Annotated in this window: 18 protein-coding genes and 3 pseudogenes; 11 read left to right on the top strand and 10 right to left on the bottom strand. The window is 71.3% G+C overall.

What is annotated here, in order from left to right; all coding sequences use genetic code 11:
* Window positions 1-92 precede the first annotated feature (92 nt).
* Genes U5640_RS10520 through U5640_RS10510 form a run of 3 tightly spaced genes read left to right on the top strand, consistent with a single transcriptional unit; the run spans window position 93 to window position 1,989 of the window.
* Window positions 93-1,055: an AraC family transcriptional regulator gene (locus tag U5640_RS10520; RefSeq protein WP_340375532.1), complete on the top strand. Its 963-nt coding sequence runs from the start codon at window positions 93-95 to the stop codon at window positions 1,053-1,055.
* Window positions 956-1,681, top strand: a complete 726-nt coding sequence (locus U5640_RS10515; RefSeq protein WP_340375531.1) for an AzlC family ABC transporter permease — start codon at window positions 956-958, stop codon at window positions 1,679-1,681. Before U5640_RS10520 ends, U5640_RS10515 begins: the two co-directional genes overlap by 100 nt.
* On the top strand, window positions 1,681-1,989 hold the full coding sequence (locus tag U5640_RS10510; protein ID WP_340375530.1) for an AzlD domain-containing protein: 309 nt from the start codon (window positions 1,681-1,683) through the stop codon (window positions 1,987-1,989). The genes U5640_RS10515 and U5640_RS10510 overlap by 1 nt, the downstream gene beginning before the upstream one ends.
* A gap of 16 nt (window positions 1,990-2,005) precedes the next feature.
* On the opposite strand, the gene U5640_RS10505 is transcribed toward U5640_RS10510, so the two are convergent.
* Window positions 2,006-2,950 (bottom strand): hypothetical protein, encoded by a 945-nt coding sequence (locus U5640_RS10505; RefSeq protein ID WP_340375529.1) that lies wholly within the window; start codon window positions 2,948-2,950, stop codon window positions 2,006-2,008.
* Window positions 2,951-3,028: 78 nt separating this feature from the next.
* Here U5640_RS10505 and U5640_RS10500 point away from each other — a divergent pair, with 78 nt between their 5' ends.
* The 6 genes and pseudogenes from U5640_RS10500 to U5640_RS10475 form a co-directional block, all read left to right on the top strand.
* Window positions 3,029-3,223 (top strand): DUF3046 domain-containing protein, encoded by a 195-nt coding sequence (locus U5640_RS10500; protein ID WP_067247567.1) that lies wholly within the window; start codon window positions 3,029-3,031, stop codon window positions 3,221-3,223.
* A 60-nt stretch (window positions 3,224-3,283) separates the two neighbouring features.
* Entirely contained in the window at window positions 3,284-4,543 is a 1,260-nt protein-coding gene (locus U5640_RS10495) for an AI-2E family transporter (RefSeq protein WP_340375528.1), read from the top strand.
* Between the two features lie 248 nt (window positions 4,544-4,791).
* A pseudogene (recA, locus tag U5640_RS10490) lies at window positions 4,792-5,779 on the top strand (recombinase RecA); the annotation flags it as partial.
* Window positions 5,725-6,036 (top strand): annotated as a pseudogene (locus U5640_RS10485) (hypothetical protein); the annotation flags it as partial. The pseudogenes recA and U5640_RS10485, both read left to right, overlap by 55 nt.
* The gene (gene recX, locus U5640_RS10480) at window positions 5,924-6,721 is read left to right on the top strand and encodes a recombination regulator RecX (protein ID WP_340375527.1); all 798 of its coding nucleotides are present in this window, start codon (window positions 5,924-5,926) and stop codon (window positions 6,719-6,721) included. The pseudogene U5640_RS10485 and the gene recX, both read left to right, overlap by 113 nt.
* 84 nt (window positions 6,722-6,805) lie before the next feature.
* A pseudogene (locus tag U5640_RS10475) lies at window positions 6,806-7,000 on the top strand (helix-turn-helix domain-containing protein); the annotation flags it as partial.
* 215 nt (window positions 7,001-7,215) lie between these two features.
* Here U5640_RS10475 and U5640_RS10470 read toward each other — a convergent pair.
* From U5640_RS10470 to U5640_RS10435, 8 genes are all read right to left on the bottom strand, one after another.
* On the bottom strand, window positions 7,216-7,611 hold the full coding sequence (locus U5640_RS10470; RefSeq protein WP_340375526.1) for a rhodanese-like domain-containing protein: 396 nt from the start codon (window positions 7,609-7,611) through the stop codon (window positions 7,216-7,218).
* Window positions 7,608-8,159, bottom strand: a complete 552-nt coding sequence (locus U5640_RS10465; protein ID WP_340375525.1) for a cysteine dioxygenase — start codon at window positions 8,157-8,159, stop codon at window positions 7,608-7,610. Before U5640_RS10465 ends, U5640_RS10470 begins: the two co-directional genes overlap by 4 nt.
* 95 nt (window positions 8,160-8,254) lie before the next feature.
* Window positions 8,255-8,326 (bottom strand): putative leader peptide, encoded by a 72-nt coding sequence (locus U5640_RS10460; protein ID WP_309544753.1) that lies wholly within the window; start codon window positions 8,324-8,326, stop codon window positions 8,255-8,257.
* Window positions 8,327-8,446: 120 nt separating this feature from the next.
* Window positions 8,447-10,048, bottom strand: coding sequence for an FAD-dependent monooxygenase (locus U5640_RS10455; RefSeq protein WP_340385038.1), 1,602 nt, complete (start codon window positions 10,046-10,048; stop codon window positions 8,447-8,449).
* A gap of 302 nt (window positions 10,049-10,350) precedes the next feature.
* On the bottom strand, window positions 10,351-11,262 hold the full coding sequence (locus U5640_RS10450) for an amino acid ABC transporter permease (protein WP_340375524.1): 912 nt from the start codon (window positions 11,260-11,262) through the stop codon (window positions 10,351-10,353).
* Window positions 11,259-11,924: an amino acid ABC transporter permease gene (locus U5640_RS10445; protein ID WP_340375523.1), complete on the bottom strand. Its 666-nt coding sequence runs from the start codon at window positions 11,922-11,924 to the stop codon at window positions 11,259-11,261. The genes U5640_RS10450 and U5640_RS10445 overlap by 4 nt, the downstream gene beginning before the upstream one ends.
* A gap of 102 nt (window positions 11,925-12,026) precedes the next feature.
* Window positions 12,027-12,884 carry a glutamate ABC transporter substrate-binding protein gene (locus tag U5640_RS10440; protein ID WP_340375522.1) on the bottom strand — a complete coding sequence of 286 codons (858 nt, stop codon included), beginning with the start codon at window positions 12,882-12,884 and terminating at the stop codon, window positions 12,027-12,029.
* Between the two features lie 54 nt (window positions 12,885-12,938).
* A complete protein-coding gene (locus U5640_RS10435) occupies window positions 12,939-13,718 on the bottom strand; it encodes an amino acid ABC transporter ATP-binding protein (RefSeq protein ID WP_340375521.1) in 780 nt (259 codons plus the stop codon).
* Between the two features lie 286 nt (window positions 13,719-14,004).
* On the opposite strand from U5640_RS10435, the gene U5640_RS10430 reads away from it, so the two are divergent.
* Together U5640_RS10430 and U5640_RS10425 are read left to right on the top strand one after the other, a co-directional pair.
* Window positions 14,005-14,691, top strand: coding sequence for a response regulator transcription factor (locus U5640_RS10430; protein ID WP_067247542.1), 687 nt, complete (start codon window positions 14,005-14,007; stop codon window positions 14,689-14,691).
* A 12-nt stretch (window positions 14,692-14,703) separates the two neighbouring features.
* Window positions 14,704-16,116, top strand: coding sequence for a HAMP domain-containing sensor histidine kinase (locus tag U5640_RS10425; protein WP_340375520.1), 1,413 nt, complete (start codon window positions 14,704-14,706; stop codon window positions 16,114-16,116).
* 443 nt (window positions 16,117-16,559) lie between these two features.
* Here U5640_RS10425 and U5640_RS10420 read toward each other — a convergent pair whose 3' ends face one another.
* A complete protein-coding gene (locus tag U5640_RS10420; RefSeq protein WP_340375519.1) occupies window positions 16,560-17,558 on the bottom strand; it encodes a TAXI family TRAP transporter solute-binding subunit in 999 nt (332 codons plus the stop codon).
* Between the last annotated feature and the right edge of the window lie 4 nt (window positions 17,559-17,562).

Genomic DNA, 17,562 nt, shown 5'->3' with positions numbered 1-17,562 from the left:
GGATCCATCCTGCACCCGGGCACTGACAATCGCTCCGACCTGCGGCTATGGCGGCGGCGACACCGGCGGGGGCCGCAGCGGAGAATGGGGGCATGGCGCATGCACGTGAGTCGGCCCGGCACTGGCGGTACGCGGAACTGCCCGGTGTCGACCTGCTGCGCGCCTCGTACGTCCGCAAGACGTTCCTGCGGCACACCCATGAGCACTTCGTGATCGCCGCCGTGGCCGAGGGGGCGGAGGTCTTCCGGCATCGCGGGTCCGACGTGTACGTGGGGGCCGACGCGCTGGCGCTGGTCAACCCGGACACCCCGCACACCGGCCGGGCCGGGGTTCCGGAGGGCTGGCGGTACGGGGCCGTCTACCCGCTGCCGGAGCTGGTGGCCGAGATCGCGGCCGAGACGACGAGCCTGCGGGGCACGCCCGGGTTCGTGAGTCCGGTGCTGGAGGACGCGTACGCCGCCGCGCTGGTGCACCAGGTGCTCCGGGCCGCCGACGAGGGCAACGCGCTCGCCGCCGACACGCTGCTGCGGGTCGCCGTGACGCGGCTCCTGCGGCTCAACGGCGGGGTGCTGCCGCAGCGGGAGGTACGGACGGCCGGGGCGCGGATCGCGGTACGCGCGCGTGAGGTGCTGGAGGAGCGTATGGCCGATCCGCCGACGCTGGAGCGGCTGGCGCGGGAGCTCGGGACCAGTTCCTTCGCGCTCCTGCGCGCCTTCCGGGACGCGTTCGGAATGCCGCCGCACGCCTGGCTCACCGATGCCCGGGTGCGACGGGCCCGTCGGCTCCTGGACGGCGGCACCTCTCCCGCGGAGGCCGCGGTGACCGTGGGGTTCACCGATCAGCCGCACCTCAACCGGCACTTCGCCCGGATCGTGGGCGTGCCCCCGGGGGCGTACCAGCGCGAGCGCAAGAACGTACAAGACCTGCCGCGGCGGCTCCTCCTACCGTGGGACACGTGGCAGAACGGACAGCTTCCTCAGACATACGCGTCGGCCGAACCGGGAAACCGGATTCCGCCGTCGTCCGGGACGGACTGGGCGTCGGCGTCGCCGTAGGCCTGTCCGGGTTCGCCTTCGGGGTGACCTCGGCGGGCAGCGGGCTCACCGTGTGGCAGACCTGCGCGCTGAGCCTGCTGGTGTTCACCGGCGCGTCCCAGTTCGCGCTCGTCGGCGCGCTGGCGGCGGGCGGCAACCCGCTCACCGCGGCCGCGGGCGCGTTCTTCCTGGGGGTGCGCAACGCGTTCTACGGTCTGCGGCTGTCGCAGGTGCTCGCCCTCCCGCGCGCGGTGCGTCCGCTGGCCGCCCACTGGGTGATCGACGAGACGACGGCAGTGTCGCTGGCGCAGCCCGGACGGCGCGCGGCCCGGATCGGCTTCACCGTCACCGGGGTGAGCCTGTACGTGCTGTGGAATCTCACGACCCTGCTGGGTGCCCTGGGGGCCGAGGCGATCGGGGACACGGACGCGTGGGGGCTCGACGCGGCCGGCCCCGCGGTCTTCCTGGCGCTGCTCGCGCCGATGCTGCGGACCGGCACCGAGCGGCTCGTGGCCGGGCTCGCCGTCGTGCTGGGGCTCGGGCTGCTGCCGGTCGTGCCGGCCGGGGTGCCGGTGCTGGTCGCCGCGCTCGCCGCGCCCGCCGTGCTGTACCTGAAGGGGCGGCCGCGTGACGAGGAGGATGCGTGATGGGTGTCTGGATCGCGATCATCGCTACGGCCGCGGGGTGCTACGCCGTCAAGCTCGCCGGGCTGCTCGTGCCCGACGGGGCCTTGGAACGGCCTGCCGTACGGCGGCTCGCCGCCCTGCTGCCGGTGGCTCTGCTGGCCGCCCTCACGGCCCAGCAGACCTTCGCCGACGGGCACGCGCTCGTCCTCGACGCGCGGGCCGCCGGGCTGGCGGCGGCCGCCGTGGCCCTGGTGTTGCGGGCGCCCTTCCTGGTGGTCGTCGCGGCGGCCGTGGTGGTGACGGCCGGGGTGCGGGCCCTGGGCGGATGACGCCGGGCCCGGAGGATCAGCCGATCGGGCGGCCGTGCGCCCGCAGGGTGCGCAGGGCCTCGATCGTCACCATGGGGCGGGCCTCCAGGGCCGGGGCGGGCGCCCAGTGGCGCCAGCGGACCGGCCAGCCGCCGTCCTCCTGCTGCTCGCTCGCGAGGTGGTCCAGGGAGCGGGCCATCTCGTCGTCCGTGAACCACGCGCGCGCCAGGGAGCGCGGCGTGCGCGCGAAGTCGTGCGGGAAGTGGTGCTCGCCGGGCGCGTACCCGGGGGCCACCGGGAACGCCTCCAGGTGGTCGGGGTCCAGTGCAGCCAGGCGCTGGTCGCGCACCAGGCGGCCCAGGCGGTCGGCGGCCGCCTCCGCGCGCGGGCGGTCGGGGGCGGAGTCCAGGAAGGTGACGGCGGCCTCGACCTCGTACGGGTGGGACCGCTCCAGGGAGTCCACGGCCTGCCAGCAGAAGTCCGTGGCCCGGAACAGCCAGGCGTGCCACACGTCGTTGCGGTGCAGCAGACCCACCACCGGGCCCGTGGCCAGCAGGTCGCTGGGCGGGTCGTCCACGATCGGGACGAAGGGGGCGGCGGGATAGCCGCGCTGGCCGGGGTCGATCGCGGGCAGGGCGCCGTCGGAGGTGGAGACGGAGGTGAGGTAGCGGCACACCCGCTCGACGCGCCTCCCGCCGAGCAGGCCGACGCGGTCCAGGACCCGCAGCGCGTGCGCGGTGTGCAGGGGCTGGCTGACCGGGCCCCGCAGATCGGGTTCGAGCGCGTGGCCGTAACCGCCGTCCTCGTTGCGGTAGGCGTCCAGTGCCGCCTCGACGGGGTCGGCGCCGCCGTGCAGGAATTCGTACGCGAAGAGGCGCTGTTCCAGCACGCGCGCGGTGAGCCAGACGAACTGCTCGGCGCAGAAGAGCGGGGAACGCGCCGGGGGCGTCTGGGTGAGTGGGGATGATCCGGTTTCGGCCATGGGCAGACCGTAGGGCGGAAAGCGGTCTCGGCAGGCGGTCCCGGCGGGGGCCACCCCCGGGGGCGGGATACTGGGGGCATGCGGTTGACGGTCTTCTGGCAGCGGATGGACGAACATTTCGGCGCGGGTTACGCCGAGACGTTCGCGCGTGATCACGTGATGACGGAACTCGGCGGGCGCACCGTGCACGAGGCGCTGGCGGACGGCTGGGAGGCCAAGGACGTGTGGCGCGTGGTGTGCGCGGTGATGAACGTTCCGGCGGAGCTGCGCTGATCCACGGGGAAGATCACCCGGGGGTGCCGGAGTGTCGGTGCCGTAGGCGAGACTTGTGCCGTGGCATCCACTGACGAGACCGGGCAGGCTCCCCGGCACGCATCCCCGTCCGGCACGACGCCGCCGAACCGGCCCCCGGCCGACGGCGCCGTCGCGGCGGGGGAGCGCATGCCGCGCTGGCTCCCGCGCGCGATGGTCCTCGCGCTCGCGCTCGTCGGCGCGTTCCAGTTGGGCACCTGGGCCTTTCACCAGGTCATCGGCCTGCTGCTCAACATCCTCATCGCGTTCTTCCTGGCGCTCGCGGTGGAACCGGCCGTGAGCCGGATGGCCGCCCGGGGCATGCGCAGGGGGTTCGCCACCTTCCTGGTCTTCTTCGGTCTGCTGATCATGGTCGCCGGGTTCTTCACCCTGCTCGGCTCGATGCTCGCGGGGCAGATCATCAAGATGATCGAGGGCTTCCCGCAGTACCTCGACTCGGTCATCAACTGGGTCAACACCACGTTCCACACCGATCTGCGCCGCGTGGACATCCAGGAGGGGCTCCTCCACTCGGACTGGCTGCGCAGGTACGCCCAGAACAGCGCCGCCGGTGTCCTGGACGTCTCCACCCAGGTCCTGGGCGGCCTCTTCCGGCTGCTGACGATCGCCCTGTTCTCGTTCTACTTCGCCGCCGACGGACCGCGACTGCGCCGCGCGCTGTGCTCCGTCCTGCCGCCCGCCAAACAGGCCGAGGTGCTGCGCGCGTGGGAGATCGCCGTCGCCAAGACCGGCGGGTACCTGTACTCCCGCGGACTGATGGCGCTGATCTCGGGGGTCGCGCACTACGTACTGCTGGAGGCGCTCGGCATCCCGTACGCGCCGGTGCTCGCCGTGTGGGTGGGCGTGGTGTCGCAGTTCATCCCCACCATCGGCACCTATCTCGCGGGCGCCCTGCCCATGCTGATCGCCTTCACGGTCTCGCCGTTGTACGCGTTGTGGGTGCTGGTCTTCGTCGTGGTCTACCAGCAGTTCGAGAACTACATGCTCCAGCCGAAGCTGACCTCCAAGACCGTCGACATCCATCCCGCGGTCGCCTTCGGCTCGGTCATCGCCGGCACCGCCCTCCTGGGTGCCATAGGCGCCCTGATAGCCATCCCGGCCGTCGCCACGCTCCAGGCGTTCCTGGGGGCGTACGTCAAGCGCTACGACGTCACCGACAACCCGCGCGTCCACGGCCACCGGGGCGACGGTGACGGCACCCGCCTGCTCGACCGCGCCCAGGGCCTGTGGGCGCGGGCACGGGCACGGGAGCGGCGCGCCGGCCGCTCGACCGGGGACTGAACTCCTGCCGGACCCACGGCACGCGCCGGGAACGGCTCGCTGCAGCCGAGTGGCGCGCTTGACACGAAAATCGAACATACATTCTTATGGGGGCTCCGGCGAAGCTCGCGACGGGGGTTACGTCCCGATTCGTACGGGTAAGTCCCTGAGTTATCCACAGGCTGGACCGGCGTCGGGGCGCATTGTCAGTGGCAGGCGTTAGCGTCTTTGACGTGAAGCGATCGACTCAAGCAAACCGGGTGGAACCCATGGCAGGAACCGACCGCGAGAAGGCCCTGGATGCCGCACTCGCACAGATTGAACGGCAATTCGGCAAGGGCGCGGTCATGCGCATGGGCGAGCGGTCGAGGGAGCCCATCGAGGTCATCCCGACCGGGTCGACCGCGCTCGACGTGGCGCTGGGCGTCGGCGGTCTGCCGCGCGGCCGTGTCGTGGAGATCTACGGACCGGAATCCTCCGGTAAGACCACGCTGACCCTGCACGCCGTGGCCAACGCCCAGAAGGCCGGCGGCCAGGTCGCCTTCGTGGACGCGGAGCACGCCCTCGACCCCGAGTACGCGCGCAAGCTCGGCGTCGACATCGACAACCTCATCCTCTCCCAGCCCGACAACGGCGAGCAGGCGCTGGAGATCGTGGACATGCTGGTCCGCTCCGGCGCCCTCGACCTCATCGTCATCGACTCCGTCGCCGCGCTCGTCCCGCGCGCGGAGATCGAGGGCGAGATGGGTGACAGCCACGTCGGTCTCCAGGCCCGTCTGATGAGCCAGGCGCTGCGGAAGATCACCAGTGCGCTCAACCAGTCCAAGACCACCGCGATCTTCATCAACCAGCTCCGCGAGAAGATCGGCGTGATGTTCGGCTCCCCGGAGACCACGACCGGTGGCCGCGCGCTGAAGTTCTACGCCTCGGTCCGGATCGACATCCGCCGTATCGAGACCCTGAAGGACGGCACCGAGGCGGTCGGCAACCGCACCCGCGTCAAGGTCGTCAAGAACAAGGTCGCGCCGCCGTTCAAGCAGGCCGAGTTCGACATCCTCTACGGCCAGGGCATCAGCCGCGAAGGCGGTCTGATCGACATGGGCGTGGAGCACGGCTTCGTCCGCAAGGCCGGCGCCTGGTACACGTACGAGGGCGACCAGCTTCGGCCAGGGCAAGGAGAACGCCCGCAACTTCCTGAAGGACAACCCCGATCTCGCCAACGAGATCGAGAAGAAGATCAAGGAGAAGCTGGGCGTCGGTGTGCGCCCGGAGGAGCCCGCCGCCGAGCCGGGCACGGACGCGGCGGCCATCCCGGGCGCAGCCGCGGACGACCCCAAGGCGGGACCGGCAGCCGCCGCCAAGACCGCCAAGACCAAGGCCGCGACCGCCAAGAGCTGATCCGTGACACGACGAACGGACTGGGCCGAGTACGACGCCCACCCCGGCACCCCCTGGGAGCCGGGGGGCCGGGACCACGGCGGTCCCGCCCGGGGCGACCAGGACCGGCCGGGTGACCTGCCGTACGGCGACGACGGCGCACAGGGTGACGGCCCGCGCCGTGGCGGCCGCACGGCCGGGCGCGGTGGCGAGGGCGGGCCGCGCGGCGCGCGCGGACGTCGTCGCCGCGGCTTCGGCGAATCTTCCGCCGAGGACGAGAACTCTTCTCCCTCGTCGAGGGCCGAGCGGGAAGAGCATTCCGCGGACCCGGCTGAGCGGGCGCGGGCGATCTGTCTGCGCCTGCTCACCGGGACCCCGCGCACCCGCAGGCAACTCGCCGACGCGCTGCGCAAGCGCGAGATCCCTGACGACGTGGCCGAGGAGGTGCTCTCGCGGTTCGAGGAGGTCGGGCTGATCAACGACAGCGCCTTCGCGGACGCCTGGGTGGAGTCCCGCCACCACGGCCGGGGACTGGCCCGGCGCGCGCTGGCGCGGGAGCTGCGCACCAAGGGCGTCGCCCCGACGCTGATCGACGAGGCCGTCGCCCAGCTCGACTCCGAGCAGGAGGAGGAGACCGCGCGCGACCTCGTCGCCCGCAAGCTCCGTTCCACCCGCGGCCTCGACCGCGACCGACGGATCCGCCGCCTCGCGGGCATGCTCGCCCGCAAGGGCTACCCCGAGGGCATGGCCCTGCGGGTGGTCCGGCAGGCGCTGGAGGAGGAGGGGGAGGACACGGAGTTCCTCCTGGAGGACGGGGACTGATCCGGTGAGGTGGGGACACCCCCCCGCCGAGGACGCCGGGCCACCTCACTGCACAGGCAGGTGTGCACAGACGACTGTGTACGCATGCCCCCAGCCACTCCCGTGCCCGTCGAGATCGGTGATCTCGCCGCGCTCAAGGCACTTGCCCAGCCGCGCCGCCAGCGCATGCTCGAGCATCTGACGCCGTACGGCCCCGCCACCTCGGCGACCCTCGCCCGGGCCCTCGGCCTGAACACCGGATCCACCAGCTACCACCTGCGCGAACTGGCCAGATACGGCTTCGTCGAAGAGGCCGACGGGGAGCCGCCCGACGCGCGAGGGACGGCCCGCCGGGCTGCGGGGCTGCGGTGTCAGCGGCGCAGTCCTGCCGTGTCCGCCGGGCTGCGGTGTCATTGGCGCAATTCCGTCGCGCCCGCCGAGCCACGGCCTCACCGGCCGTCCCGCCGCCCCCGCAGGGCTACGGCGCCACCGGTAGTCCCGCCGCCCCCGCAGGGCTACGGCGCCACCGGTAGTCCCGCCGCCCTCCATGCCTGGAAGCCGCCGATCAGGTCGGTCGCCCGGTGGAGGCCGAGCTGGTGCAGGGAGGCGGCCGCCAGGCTCGACGCGTACCCCTCGTTGCAGATCACGACGACCCGGAGGGCGTGGTCCGTGGCCTCGGGGAGGCGGTGGCTGCCCTGGGGGTCGAGCCGCCACTCCAGTTCATTGCGCTCGACGACCACGGCCCCGGGGATCAGACCGTCCCGCTCGCGCAGGGCCGCGTACCGGATGTCGACGAGCAGCGCCTCACCCGCGCGGGCGGCCTCGTACGCCTCCCGGGCCTCCACGCGCGCGTATCCCGCCCGCACCCGGTCGAGCAGCTCGTCTATGCCGAGCGGGCTGTCGTCGCTCACTGCCAGTCCTCCGGGCGCTCGACCTGCTCCAGGCGGAGGATCTGCCCCGTGCGGCTGAAGCGGCGGATGCGCGGCAGCGGCGGGTAGTAGGCGTGGACCGAGACGGCATGCTCCTCGCCCGACTCGTTGAGCACCTCGTGGACGTGGTGGCGGCCGAAGGAGCGGCCCCGGCCGGCGGGCAGGGTGCGTTCCCGGTCCACGCCCTCGTTGAGCTCCAGGGTCTTCCAGCCGTCGGTGGGCAGCCGCGCGGCGAGCGAGTACTCCTTGAGCTCGCCCCGGGCGGTGACGAAGGCGCCCACCGATTCGGCGTGGTCGTGCCAGCCGGTGCCGGTGCCGGGCGGCCAGCCGATCAGCCACGCCTCGCTGCCGCCGGGCCCCTCCAGGCGCACCCAGGTGCGCCCCTCGGGGTCCAGGGGGAGGGAGGCGACCAGCTCGGCGTCGGCGGCCGTGCGCCGGACGAAGTCGAGGAGTTCGGCCTGGGTGGGCGCGGCCTGCGCGGGGGCCGAACCAGGGGCCGCACCGGGGGACACGACGGGGGAGACAGACACGGACACCGTCCTGGGAACGTTCGCTGGAGCGTGCGACGGCGCGCGGGCGCACAGGCGCTGTGGCGGCGCACGCCGGGGGAGAGGAGAGGGCGAGTTCAGCAGGAGGGGCGACACACGCAGCCCGCATAGCGGACGAGGTCCATATGGACCCTCCGCCACAGGCGCACATCGGTGTCGGTCACGATCCGGAGTAGACCACGCCGGTCGAGGCCGGTCAACTCACTGTCACCTTGCGGACAAGACAGCACTGCACTGCACAGTGGCAGCGCGTACGGTCGTCCGTCCGGCTACTGCGCCGCCGACCCCGCCGTGGCCTCTTCCGTCGCCTTTCCGCCGACCGCCGCCTCGGCCGCCGCGTACAGGTCGGCCGGGCGCACCCCGTTCAGCGCGGTGACCAGGTGACCGTCGGGCCGTACCAGCAGCACGGTGTGGGCGGCGGCCCCCGGGTAGCTCTCCGCCACGAGCAGCTCGGCCGGCGTCGGCAGGGCCGTCACGGCGGCGGCCAGCCGCGGCATCAGCCCGGCGCTCACCCAGTGGCGGCGCTCCCAGACACCCGTACCGGGCGCGATCAGCAGGACGAGCAGCCGGCCCCGGCCGAGCCGGTCCCGCAGCTGGACGAAGGAGCCGTCCTCGGCGGTCACCCGTACGTCCTCGACCGCCGAGCCGAGGGGCGTGTCCACCGGGACCTCCGCCTCCAGGTGCTGCGGCGCGAGCGGTGAGCCGGCGTAGGTGCCCGGCGCGCCGAGCTGGCCGCGCCCCAGGTGGCCGTCGGAGAGCAGGACGTCGTGGCCACGGGCCGCGCCGGGGACGTACGCCCTTATGCCGCCGGTTCCGCGCAGCAGCGGCAGGACCTGGTCGGCGGCGCGCAGCCGGGCGGCGACCACCGCGCGGCGCTCGCTCTGGTAGCTGTCGAGCAGCGCCTCGTGCGGACCGTGGTGCCAGGCCAGGCCCAGCTTCCAGGCGAGGTTGTCGGCGTCGCGCAGTCCCTCGTCGAGCCCCTGGGTGCCGAGGGCGCCGAGCAGGTGCGCGGAGTCCCCGGCAAGCAGGATCCGGCCCATGCGCCAGCGGCGGGCGAGCCGGTGGTGCACGGTGTGCACACCGGTGTCGAGCAGCTCGTACTCCGGTGTCGGGCCCTCGCTCCAGCCCGCGAGGGTCTCGCGGACGCGCGCCACCAGCAGCTCCGGGGTGACCAGGTCGTTGCCCGGCGGGAGCAGCCAGTCCAGGCGCCAGACGCCGTCGGGCAGCGGACGTCCGGTGACCTCCCCGGCGGAGGGGCCGGACGAGCGCCACGGCGGTGTCCGATGGAGCAACGCCTCGCCGTCCCAGGGAAGTTCCACGCGCAGTGCGGCCACGGCGTGTCGCTCCACCGCCGTACGGCCGGGGAAGCGGATGTCGAGGAGCTTGCGGACGGTGGAGCGGGGGCCGTCGCAGCCGACCAGATAGCTGCCGCGCCACCAGGTGCCCCGGGGGCCGCGGGTGTGGGCGGTGACACCGGAAGGCTCCTGCTCCACGGAGTCCAGCCGGCTGTCCGCGATGACCTTGACCAGCGGCTCGCGCGCGAGGGCGGTGCGCAGGGCGCCGGTCAGCACATGCTGGGCGATGTGCAGCGGGGCCGGTTCGCCCTCGCCGAACACAACCTCGTTCGTCACCTGCCGGCGCCGCATCGACCGCCATCCGGACCAGCGCGTCCCCGCCTGGTCCAGGGGCGTCCCGGTGAGCCGCTCCATGAGGGCGGCGGTGTCCTCGCGCAGCACGACGGTGCGCGCGAGCCGCGGTTCGTCCTTGCCGGGGCCCTCGTCGAGCACGACCGAGGGCACCTCCTGGCGTGCCAGGGCCAGCGCGAGCGTGAGGCCGACCGGCCCCGCTCCGACGATGATCACCGGGTCCACGGCGTGGCGCTCCCTGCCTTCGACGGTGTCCTCGGGGACGAGAGTGAACAACAGGTTGGAGCAGGGTGCACGATCACAGAACGTATGCAACCCATTGTCGTTGTTTGCGTCAAGCGACGAAAGGCAGTGGCGCGCGGAGCGCTGTCTCCCGGCCAGAGGCAGGGCGTCCCGCGGCGCGTGACGCCGACCGGCGGTCGGTGCGCCGCCGCGAGCGCGGCAGCGCACCTGAGCTTGTCGATCTTGAGGCGGAGGCAGTGGCGCATGCCACTGCCTCCGCCTGTGTCGCTCCGCTTGAGTGCGCGTCAGAAACTGGCTCCGCCCGCGCCGGCGCCGTAGCTTCCGCCGACCTCGGCCGCGTTGAGGCCCTGCACCTTTTCCACGCCGAGCACCGCGCCGGTGCCGCGCTTGCTGCGCCGCAGTCGTCGCTCCAGCCAGCTCGCGAAACTGGTCAGGATGAAGTTGAGGACGATGAACATGACCGCGACCACGATGAAGCTCGGGATCACGTTGGCGTAGTTGGCGGCGAGCGTGCCGCGCGAGTTGAGCAGCTCGGTGAAGCCGATCATCACACCGCCGAGCGCGGTGTCCTTCACGATGACCACCAACTGGCTGACGATCGCCGGGAGCATCGCGGTGACCGCCTGCGGCAGCAGGATGCTGCTCATGGTCTGCCCCTTGCGCAGACCGATGGCGTACGCCGCCTCCGTCTGGCCCTTCGGCAGGGCCAGGATGCCGGCCCGTACGACCTCGGCGAGCACCGCCGCGTTGTAGAGGACCAGGCCGGTGACGACGGCGTAGAGGGGCCGGTCCTCGCTGGTGACGCCCGTGGAGCGGGAATAGAACTCGTTGGCGAACAGCATGAGCAGCAGCACCGGGATGGCGCGGAAGAACTCCACCACCGTGCCGGCCGCGATGCGCACCCACCGGTGGTCGGACAGCCGGGCGATGCCGAAGACCGCGCCCAGCGGAAGGGCGATCACCATGGCGAGCGCCGCGGCCTTGAGCGTGTTGACCAGGCCGGGCAGCAGATACGTCGTCCAGGCCTCGGACTCGGTGAACGGCTTCCACAGGGCGGAGGTCAGCTGCTCCTTCTCGTCCATCTTCTGCCACATCCACCACAGGAGCAGCACGACGAGGACGCCGAAGGTCACCGAGAGGGCGAGGCTGCGCCGCCTGGCGCGGGGGCCGGGAGTGTCGTAGAGGACGGAACTCATCGCTTCACCGCCAGTCGCTTGCCCAGCCAGCCGAGGAGGAGGCCGGTCGGCAGGGTCAGGACCACGAACCCGAAGGCGAAGACCGCGCCGATGAGCAGCGTCTGCGCCTCGTTCTCGATCATTGTCTTCATCAGGTAGGCGGCCTCGGCGACGCCGATCGCGGCCGCCACCGTGGTGTTCTTGGTCAGTGCGATCAGCACGTTGGCCAGCGGGCCGATCACCGCGCGGAACGCCTGGGGCAGGACGATGAGCAGCAGGGTCTGGTGGAAGCTCAGACCGATCGCGCGGGCCGCCTCCGCCTGGCCGAGCGGCACGGTGTTGATGCCGGAGCGCAGCGCCTCGCAGACGAAGGCCGCGGTGTAGCCGGCCAGGCCGAGCACGGCCAGCCGGAAGCCCTGGACGTCGAAGTCCGAGGCGCCCAGGGTCATTCCGAAGACGTCGGCGAGGCCGAGTGAACTGAACAGGACGATGACCGTCAGGGGGATGTTCCGGACGACGTTGACGTAGACGGTGCCGAAGCCGCGCATCACCGGGACCGGGCTGACCCGCATCGCGGCCAGCAGGGTGCCCCAGACCAGGGCCCCCACGGCGGAGAGGGCGGTGAGTTTCACCGTCATCCAGAACGCCCCGAGGACGTCGTAACCTTCAAGAAAGTCGAACACGATCTCCCGCGCTTCCGGGTGGGTGGCGTATGAGGAGGGCGGGGCGCGCCGCCGCCGTGATCGCGACGGACGGCGGCGCACCGCAGAAATCCCGCTGGGCGGCTAGGAGGCGTTCGGGACGATGACGCCGATCTTCGGGGCCGGCTCGTTCTTGTAGTTCGCCGGGCCGAAGTTGGCGGAGACCGCCTTGTCCCAGGAACCGTCGCTGACCATCTTCTCCAGCGCCTTGTTGATCTTGTCGACGGTTGCGGTGTCGCCCTTCTTGACACCGATGCCGTAGTTCTCGTTGCTGAGCTTGAGACCGGCGAGCTTGAACTTGCCCTTGTACTGGTCCTGGGAGGCGAAGCCGGCCAGGATCGAGTCGTCGGTGGTCACCGCGTCCACGGCGCCGTTCTGGAGGGCGGCAATGCACTCCGAGTAGGAGCTGACCTCCTTGAGCTTCGCGTCCGGGGCGATCGTCTTCTGCACGTTCTGCGCCGAGGTCGAACCGGTCACGGAACACAGCTTCTTGCCGTTGAGGTCCGTGCCCTTGGCGATGGTCGAGTCGGTCTTGATCAGCAGGTCCTGGTGGGCCAGCAGGTACGGGCCGGCGAAGTCGACCTTCTGCTTGCGCTCGTCCGTGATCGAGTAGGTCGCGGCGATGAACTTGACGTCCCCGCGCGCGAGGGCGTTCTCGCGGTCGGCGCTCTTGGTCTCGACGAACTCGATCTTGTCCGCGTCGTAGCCGAGCTGCTTGGCGACATAGGTGGCCACGTCCACGTCGAAGCCGGCGAAGGTGCCGTCGGGCTTCTTCAGGCCGAGGCCGGGCTGGTCGTACTTGATGCCGATCTTGATCTTGCCGCCGCCCCCGCTGGAGCCGCTGCCCGTGTCGTCCTTCTTGTTGTCGCCGCCGCAGGCGGTGGCGGACAGGGCGAGAGCGAGCACGACGGCCGAGGCGGCAGTGACCTTGCGAAGCTTCATGGCTACTTCCTTAGGGAGTGAAGAAGGGATGAGCGCGTTTCGGGTGCCGGCGGTTCAGTGGTGCAGGATCTTCGACAGGAAGTCCTTCGCACGGTCACTGCGCGGGTTGCTGAAGAACTGCTCGGGTGCGGCTTCCTCGACGATGCGGCCGTCGGCCATGAAGACCACCCGGTTCGCGGCCGATCGGGCGAAGCCCATCTCGTGGGTGACGACGATCATGGTCATGCCGTCGCGGGCGAGCTGCTGCATGACCTCCAGCACCTCGTTGATCATCTCGGGGTCGAGAGCGGAGGTCGGCTCGTCGAAGAGCATGACCTTGGGGTCCATCGCCAGTGCCCGGGCGATGGCGACACGCTGCTGCTGACCGCCCGAGAGCTGGGCCGGGTACTTGTCCGCCTGAGTACCCACTCCGACGCGGTCCAGCAGGGCGCGGGCCTTGTCCTCGGCCTGCTTCTTGTCCGTCTTGCGGACCTTGACCTGACCCAGCATCACGTTCTCGAGCACGGTCTTGTGCGCGAAGAGGTTGAACGACTGGAAGACCATGCCGACGTCGGCCCGCAGCCGTGCCAGCGCCCTGCCCTCCTCGGGCAGCGGCTTCCCGTCGATCGTGATCGAGCCGTCGTCGATTGTCTCGAGACGGTTGATGGTGCGGCACAGGGTCGACTTCCCGGACCCGGAGGGCCCGATGACCACGACGACCTCACCGCGGGTGATCGTCAGATCGATGTCCTGGAGTACGTGCAACGCGCCGAAGTGCTTGTTGACGCTCTTCAGGACGACGAGATCCCCGCCGGGCGGGACCGCGTCTTGCTTGGTCACCGATACTTCGGTCATCGCTCTCAGGCTCCGTCCACCTCGGTTTCGGAGGACAGTAGTGACCGGCCGCGACCAGCGTCATTACATCTGAGGGGAATCTGAGCATCACGATCCGATAGCAATCGGACACGGGTCGTAGCACTTGGACGTGCGTGCGTATCGGGCGGGTAACGGAAGCCGTGCGCAACCGGAACCCACTTGACGGCGTCATCGTCCATCAGCGTGACTGCATGGTGCGCACGCGCGCGTGCCCGCGTTTTGTACACAAACAGACCAAACGGCCGATGAATCGGAGGGGGCCGGGATGAGACTGCTCCTCGTCGAGGACGACAACCATGTCGCCGCCGCGCTGTCCGCGGTCCTCAAGCGGCACGGTTTCGACGTCACGCACGCCCGCAACGGCGAGGAGGCCCTCCAGGCGCTCGTCCCCGAAGGCCCCGGCTTCGGAGTCGTCCTGCTCGACCTCGGTCTGCCCGACCAGGACGGCTACGAGGTCTGCGGCAAGATCCGCAAGCGCACCGCCACGCCGGTGATCATGGTGACGGCCCGTTCCGACGTGCGCTCCCGCATCCACGGCCTCAACCTGGGCGCCGACGACTACGTGGTGAAGCCGTACGACACCGGCGAGTTGCTCGCCCGCATCCACGCCGTCAGCCGGCGCACCGTCCACGAGGACGCGGGCACGGCCGCCGAGGACGCGCTGCGGCTCGGGCCCGTACAGATCGAACTGCCCACCCGGCGCGTCACCGTGGACGGCACCGTCGTCCAGCTCACCCGGAAGGAGTTCGACCTGCTCGCGCTGCTCGCCCAGCGGCCCGGTGTCGTCTTCCGCCGGGAACAGATCATCAGCGAGGTGTGGCGCACCAGTTGGGAGGGGACGGGGCGCACCCTGGAGGTGCACGTCGCCTCCCTGCGCGCCAAGCTGCGCATGCCCGCCCTGATCGAGACCGTGCGCGGCGTCGGGTACCGGCTCGTCGCTCCGGCCGGGTAGCGGGGACCGTCGTTGCGTACACGTCTGCTGCCGCTGCTCATCGTCCTGTTGGCGGCCGTTTTGCTCGCCCTCGGGGTGCCGCTGGCCGCCAGTGTGGCGGGGGCGCAGCAACAGCGGGTGGTCGTCGACCGGATCGACGACACCGCCCGCTTCGCCGCGCTCGCCCAGAACGTCACCGTACCGTCGGGCACGGACGCGAGCGCGTCCGCGTCGATGGACGAGCGGCTGCTGACGCTCGGGCGTGAACTCGACAGCTACTACGAGGTCTACGACATCCGGGCCGCCGTCTTCTCCACCACGGGTACCCCGCTGGCCAGTGCGCCCAAGGGGTTCACCATCCCCCAGGCGGGCGAGGTGCATGTGGCGTACGCCGAGGCCCTGCTCAGCCGGCGCAGCCATGACCCGGAGCAGGTGTGGCCCTGGCAGCGCAACCGGCTCGTCGTGGCGTCGCCGGTCATCCGGGACGGTGACGTGGTCGCGGTCGTCGTCACCGACTCGCCCACCGGGCCGATGCGGTCCCGCATCCTGCACGGCTGGCTGATCATCGGCGCGGGCGAGGTGGCCGCCATGCTGCTGGCCATCGGCGCCGCGCTGCGGCTGACCGGATGGGTGCTCAAACCCGTACGCGTGCTGGACATCACCACGCACGCGATCGCCAGCGGCCGGCTGAAGTCCCGGGTGGCGGTGGCGAGCGGACCGCCGGAACTCAGGCGGCTGGGCCGGTCGTTCAACGAGATGGCCGACAACGTCGAGGACGTGCTGGAGCAGCAGCGCGCCTTCGTCGCCGACGCCTCGCACCAGTTGCGCAACCCGCTCGCCGCGCTGCTGCTGCGCATCGAACTGCTCGCCTACGAACTCCCGGAGGGCAACGAGGAGATCGCCTCCGTCCAGAGCGAGGGCAAACGCCTGGCGCAGGTGCTGGACGACCTGCTCGACCTCGCCCTGGCCGAGCACACCGAGGCCGATCTCAGGGTCACCGACATCGGCGCGCTGACCGCCGAGCGCGTCGCCGCCTGGGCGCCGACGGCCGAGGCCAAGGGCGTCCGGCTGGTCGGCGACTGCCCGGCCACCACGGCCTGGGCCGACCCCGTCACCCTGTCCAGCGCGCTGGACGCGGTGATCGACAACGCGGTGAAGTTCACGCCGGAGGGCGAGCGCGTCGAGGTCCGGGTCGCGGCCGACGGCGAGACGTCCACCGTCGTCGTCACCGACCACGGACCCGGCCTCACCGACGAGGAACTCACGCGCGTGGGCGACCGCTTCTGGCGCAGCGCACACCACCAGAACATCAAGGGCTCCGGCCTCGGCCTGTCCATCACCCGCACGCTGCTGGCGGCGGGCGGCGGCTCACTCTCCTACGAACGCCACGAGCCGACCGGCCTGAAGGTGACGGTGTCGGTACCGAGGTCGCGGCCTGCGGCCTGATTTCGGATTACGGCTCGATCGAGGTCTGCGGGCTGGTGCGGCTTACGGCTCGGTCGAGGGGCCGAGGGCTGGTCTTGCTTACGGCTTGGTCGCGGCCGACGGTTTGGTTGCGGTCCGCGGCCTGTCCAGGACCCGCGGCCTGTCCAGGACCCGCGGCCTGATCTCGGCCTATGGCCTGTCCAGGACCCGCGGCCTGATCGCGGCCTATGGCCTGGTTGTGACCTACGGCTTGGTCGCTGGCGACAGCCGGCGTGGCCCGTGGCCGGACTGCGGGCGCGGACTGCGGTCTGCGGCTCGACTGCGGCCAACCGCGTGTTTGCGGCCCGTGACCTGTCCGGGGCCCACGGCCGGACCGTGGTCTTCGGCCTGGTCGCGCCCGACAGCCGGGCAACGCCGACAGCCGGACCGCGCCCGACAGTTGGACCGCGGCCCGCGGCCGCGACCTACGGCTTCACCGAGCGGTAGTAGCGCCGCGCTCCTTCGTGCAGGGGGAGCGGGTTGGTGTCGATCGCGGTGCGCAGGTCGACCAACTGCGCGGAGTGGACGCGCGAACCTATGTCGTCCCGGCTCTTGATGACGATCCGGGTCATCCACTCGGTGAGCCGCGGATCCATGTCCGTACGGGTGATCATCACGTTGGACACGGCGATCGTCGGGACCGTCTCGCCGTTCTGCACGGTCCGGTACACCGACTCGGACATGTTCGTGGCCCGGTAGTAGCTCGTGGAGCTGTCCTGGCTGTGCATCTTGGCGACGAGCGCGGCGTCGATCGGCACGAAGCGGAAGGCGAAGGTCTTCGCCAGGCCCGTCAGACCGCCCGTGGGAATGCCGCCGGACCAGAAGAACGCGTCGATGTCCCCCTGCTTCAGGGCCTGCGGGCCGTTGTTGATGCCCTTGTCCACGGCCTTCACGTCCTTGTCCGGGTCCAGGCCCGCCGCCTCCAGCACCCGGTTGGCGATCAGACGGACACCCGAGCCGGGCAGGCCGGTGGCCACCGTCTTGCCCTTCAGGTCGGCGACGGAGCGGATGCCGGAGTCACGCGGCACCACCAGTTGCACGTAGTCGTCGTAGAGCCGGGCCACTCCGCGCAGCCGGGCCGCCGAGCCCGGATGCCGCGACTCGTACAGCTGCACGGCGTCGGCCGCCGCGATGGTGAAGTCGGCGTGGCCGGTCGCCACGCGCTCGACGTTGTCCTGCGAGCCGTTGCTGGACATCAGGACCACGGTCAGGCCCGGCATGTCCTTGGCGAGCTCGTCGCGCAACTGGCTGCCGTACGACTGGTAGACACCGCGGGACGTGCCCGTGCTGAAGGTGATCCTCCCGCTCGGCGGATCCTCGCCCAGCGGCAGCAGCCACCACAGCAGCAGACCGAGCACGACGACACCGGCCGCCGCCCCCTGCCGGGCCTGCCGTCGGCCGATACGGGAGAAAACCTTGGACATGCGC

The organism is Streptomyces sp. SS7 (assembly GCF_037993025.1).
In the GTDB taxonomy this organism is placed as follows: domain Bacteria; phylum Actinomycetota; class Actinomycetes; order Streptomycetales; family Streptomycetaceae; genus Streptomyces.
The sequence above is the reverse complement of the archived record's forward strand: the minus strand, read 5'-3'. Positions and strand labels throughout refer to the sequence as shown.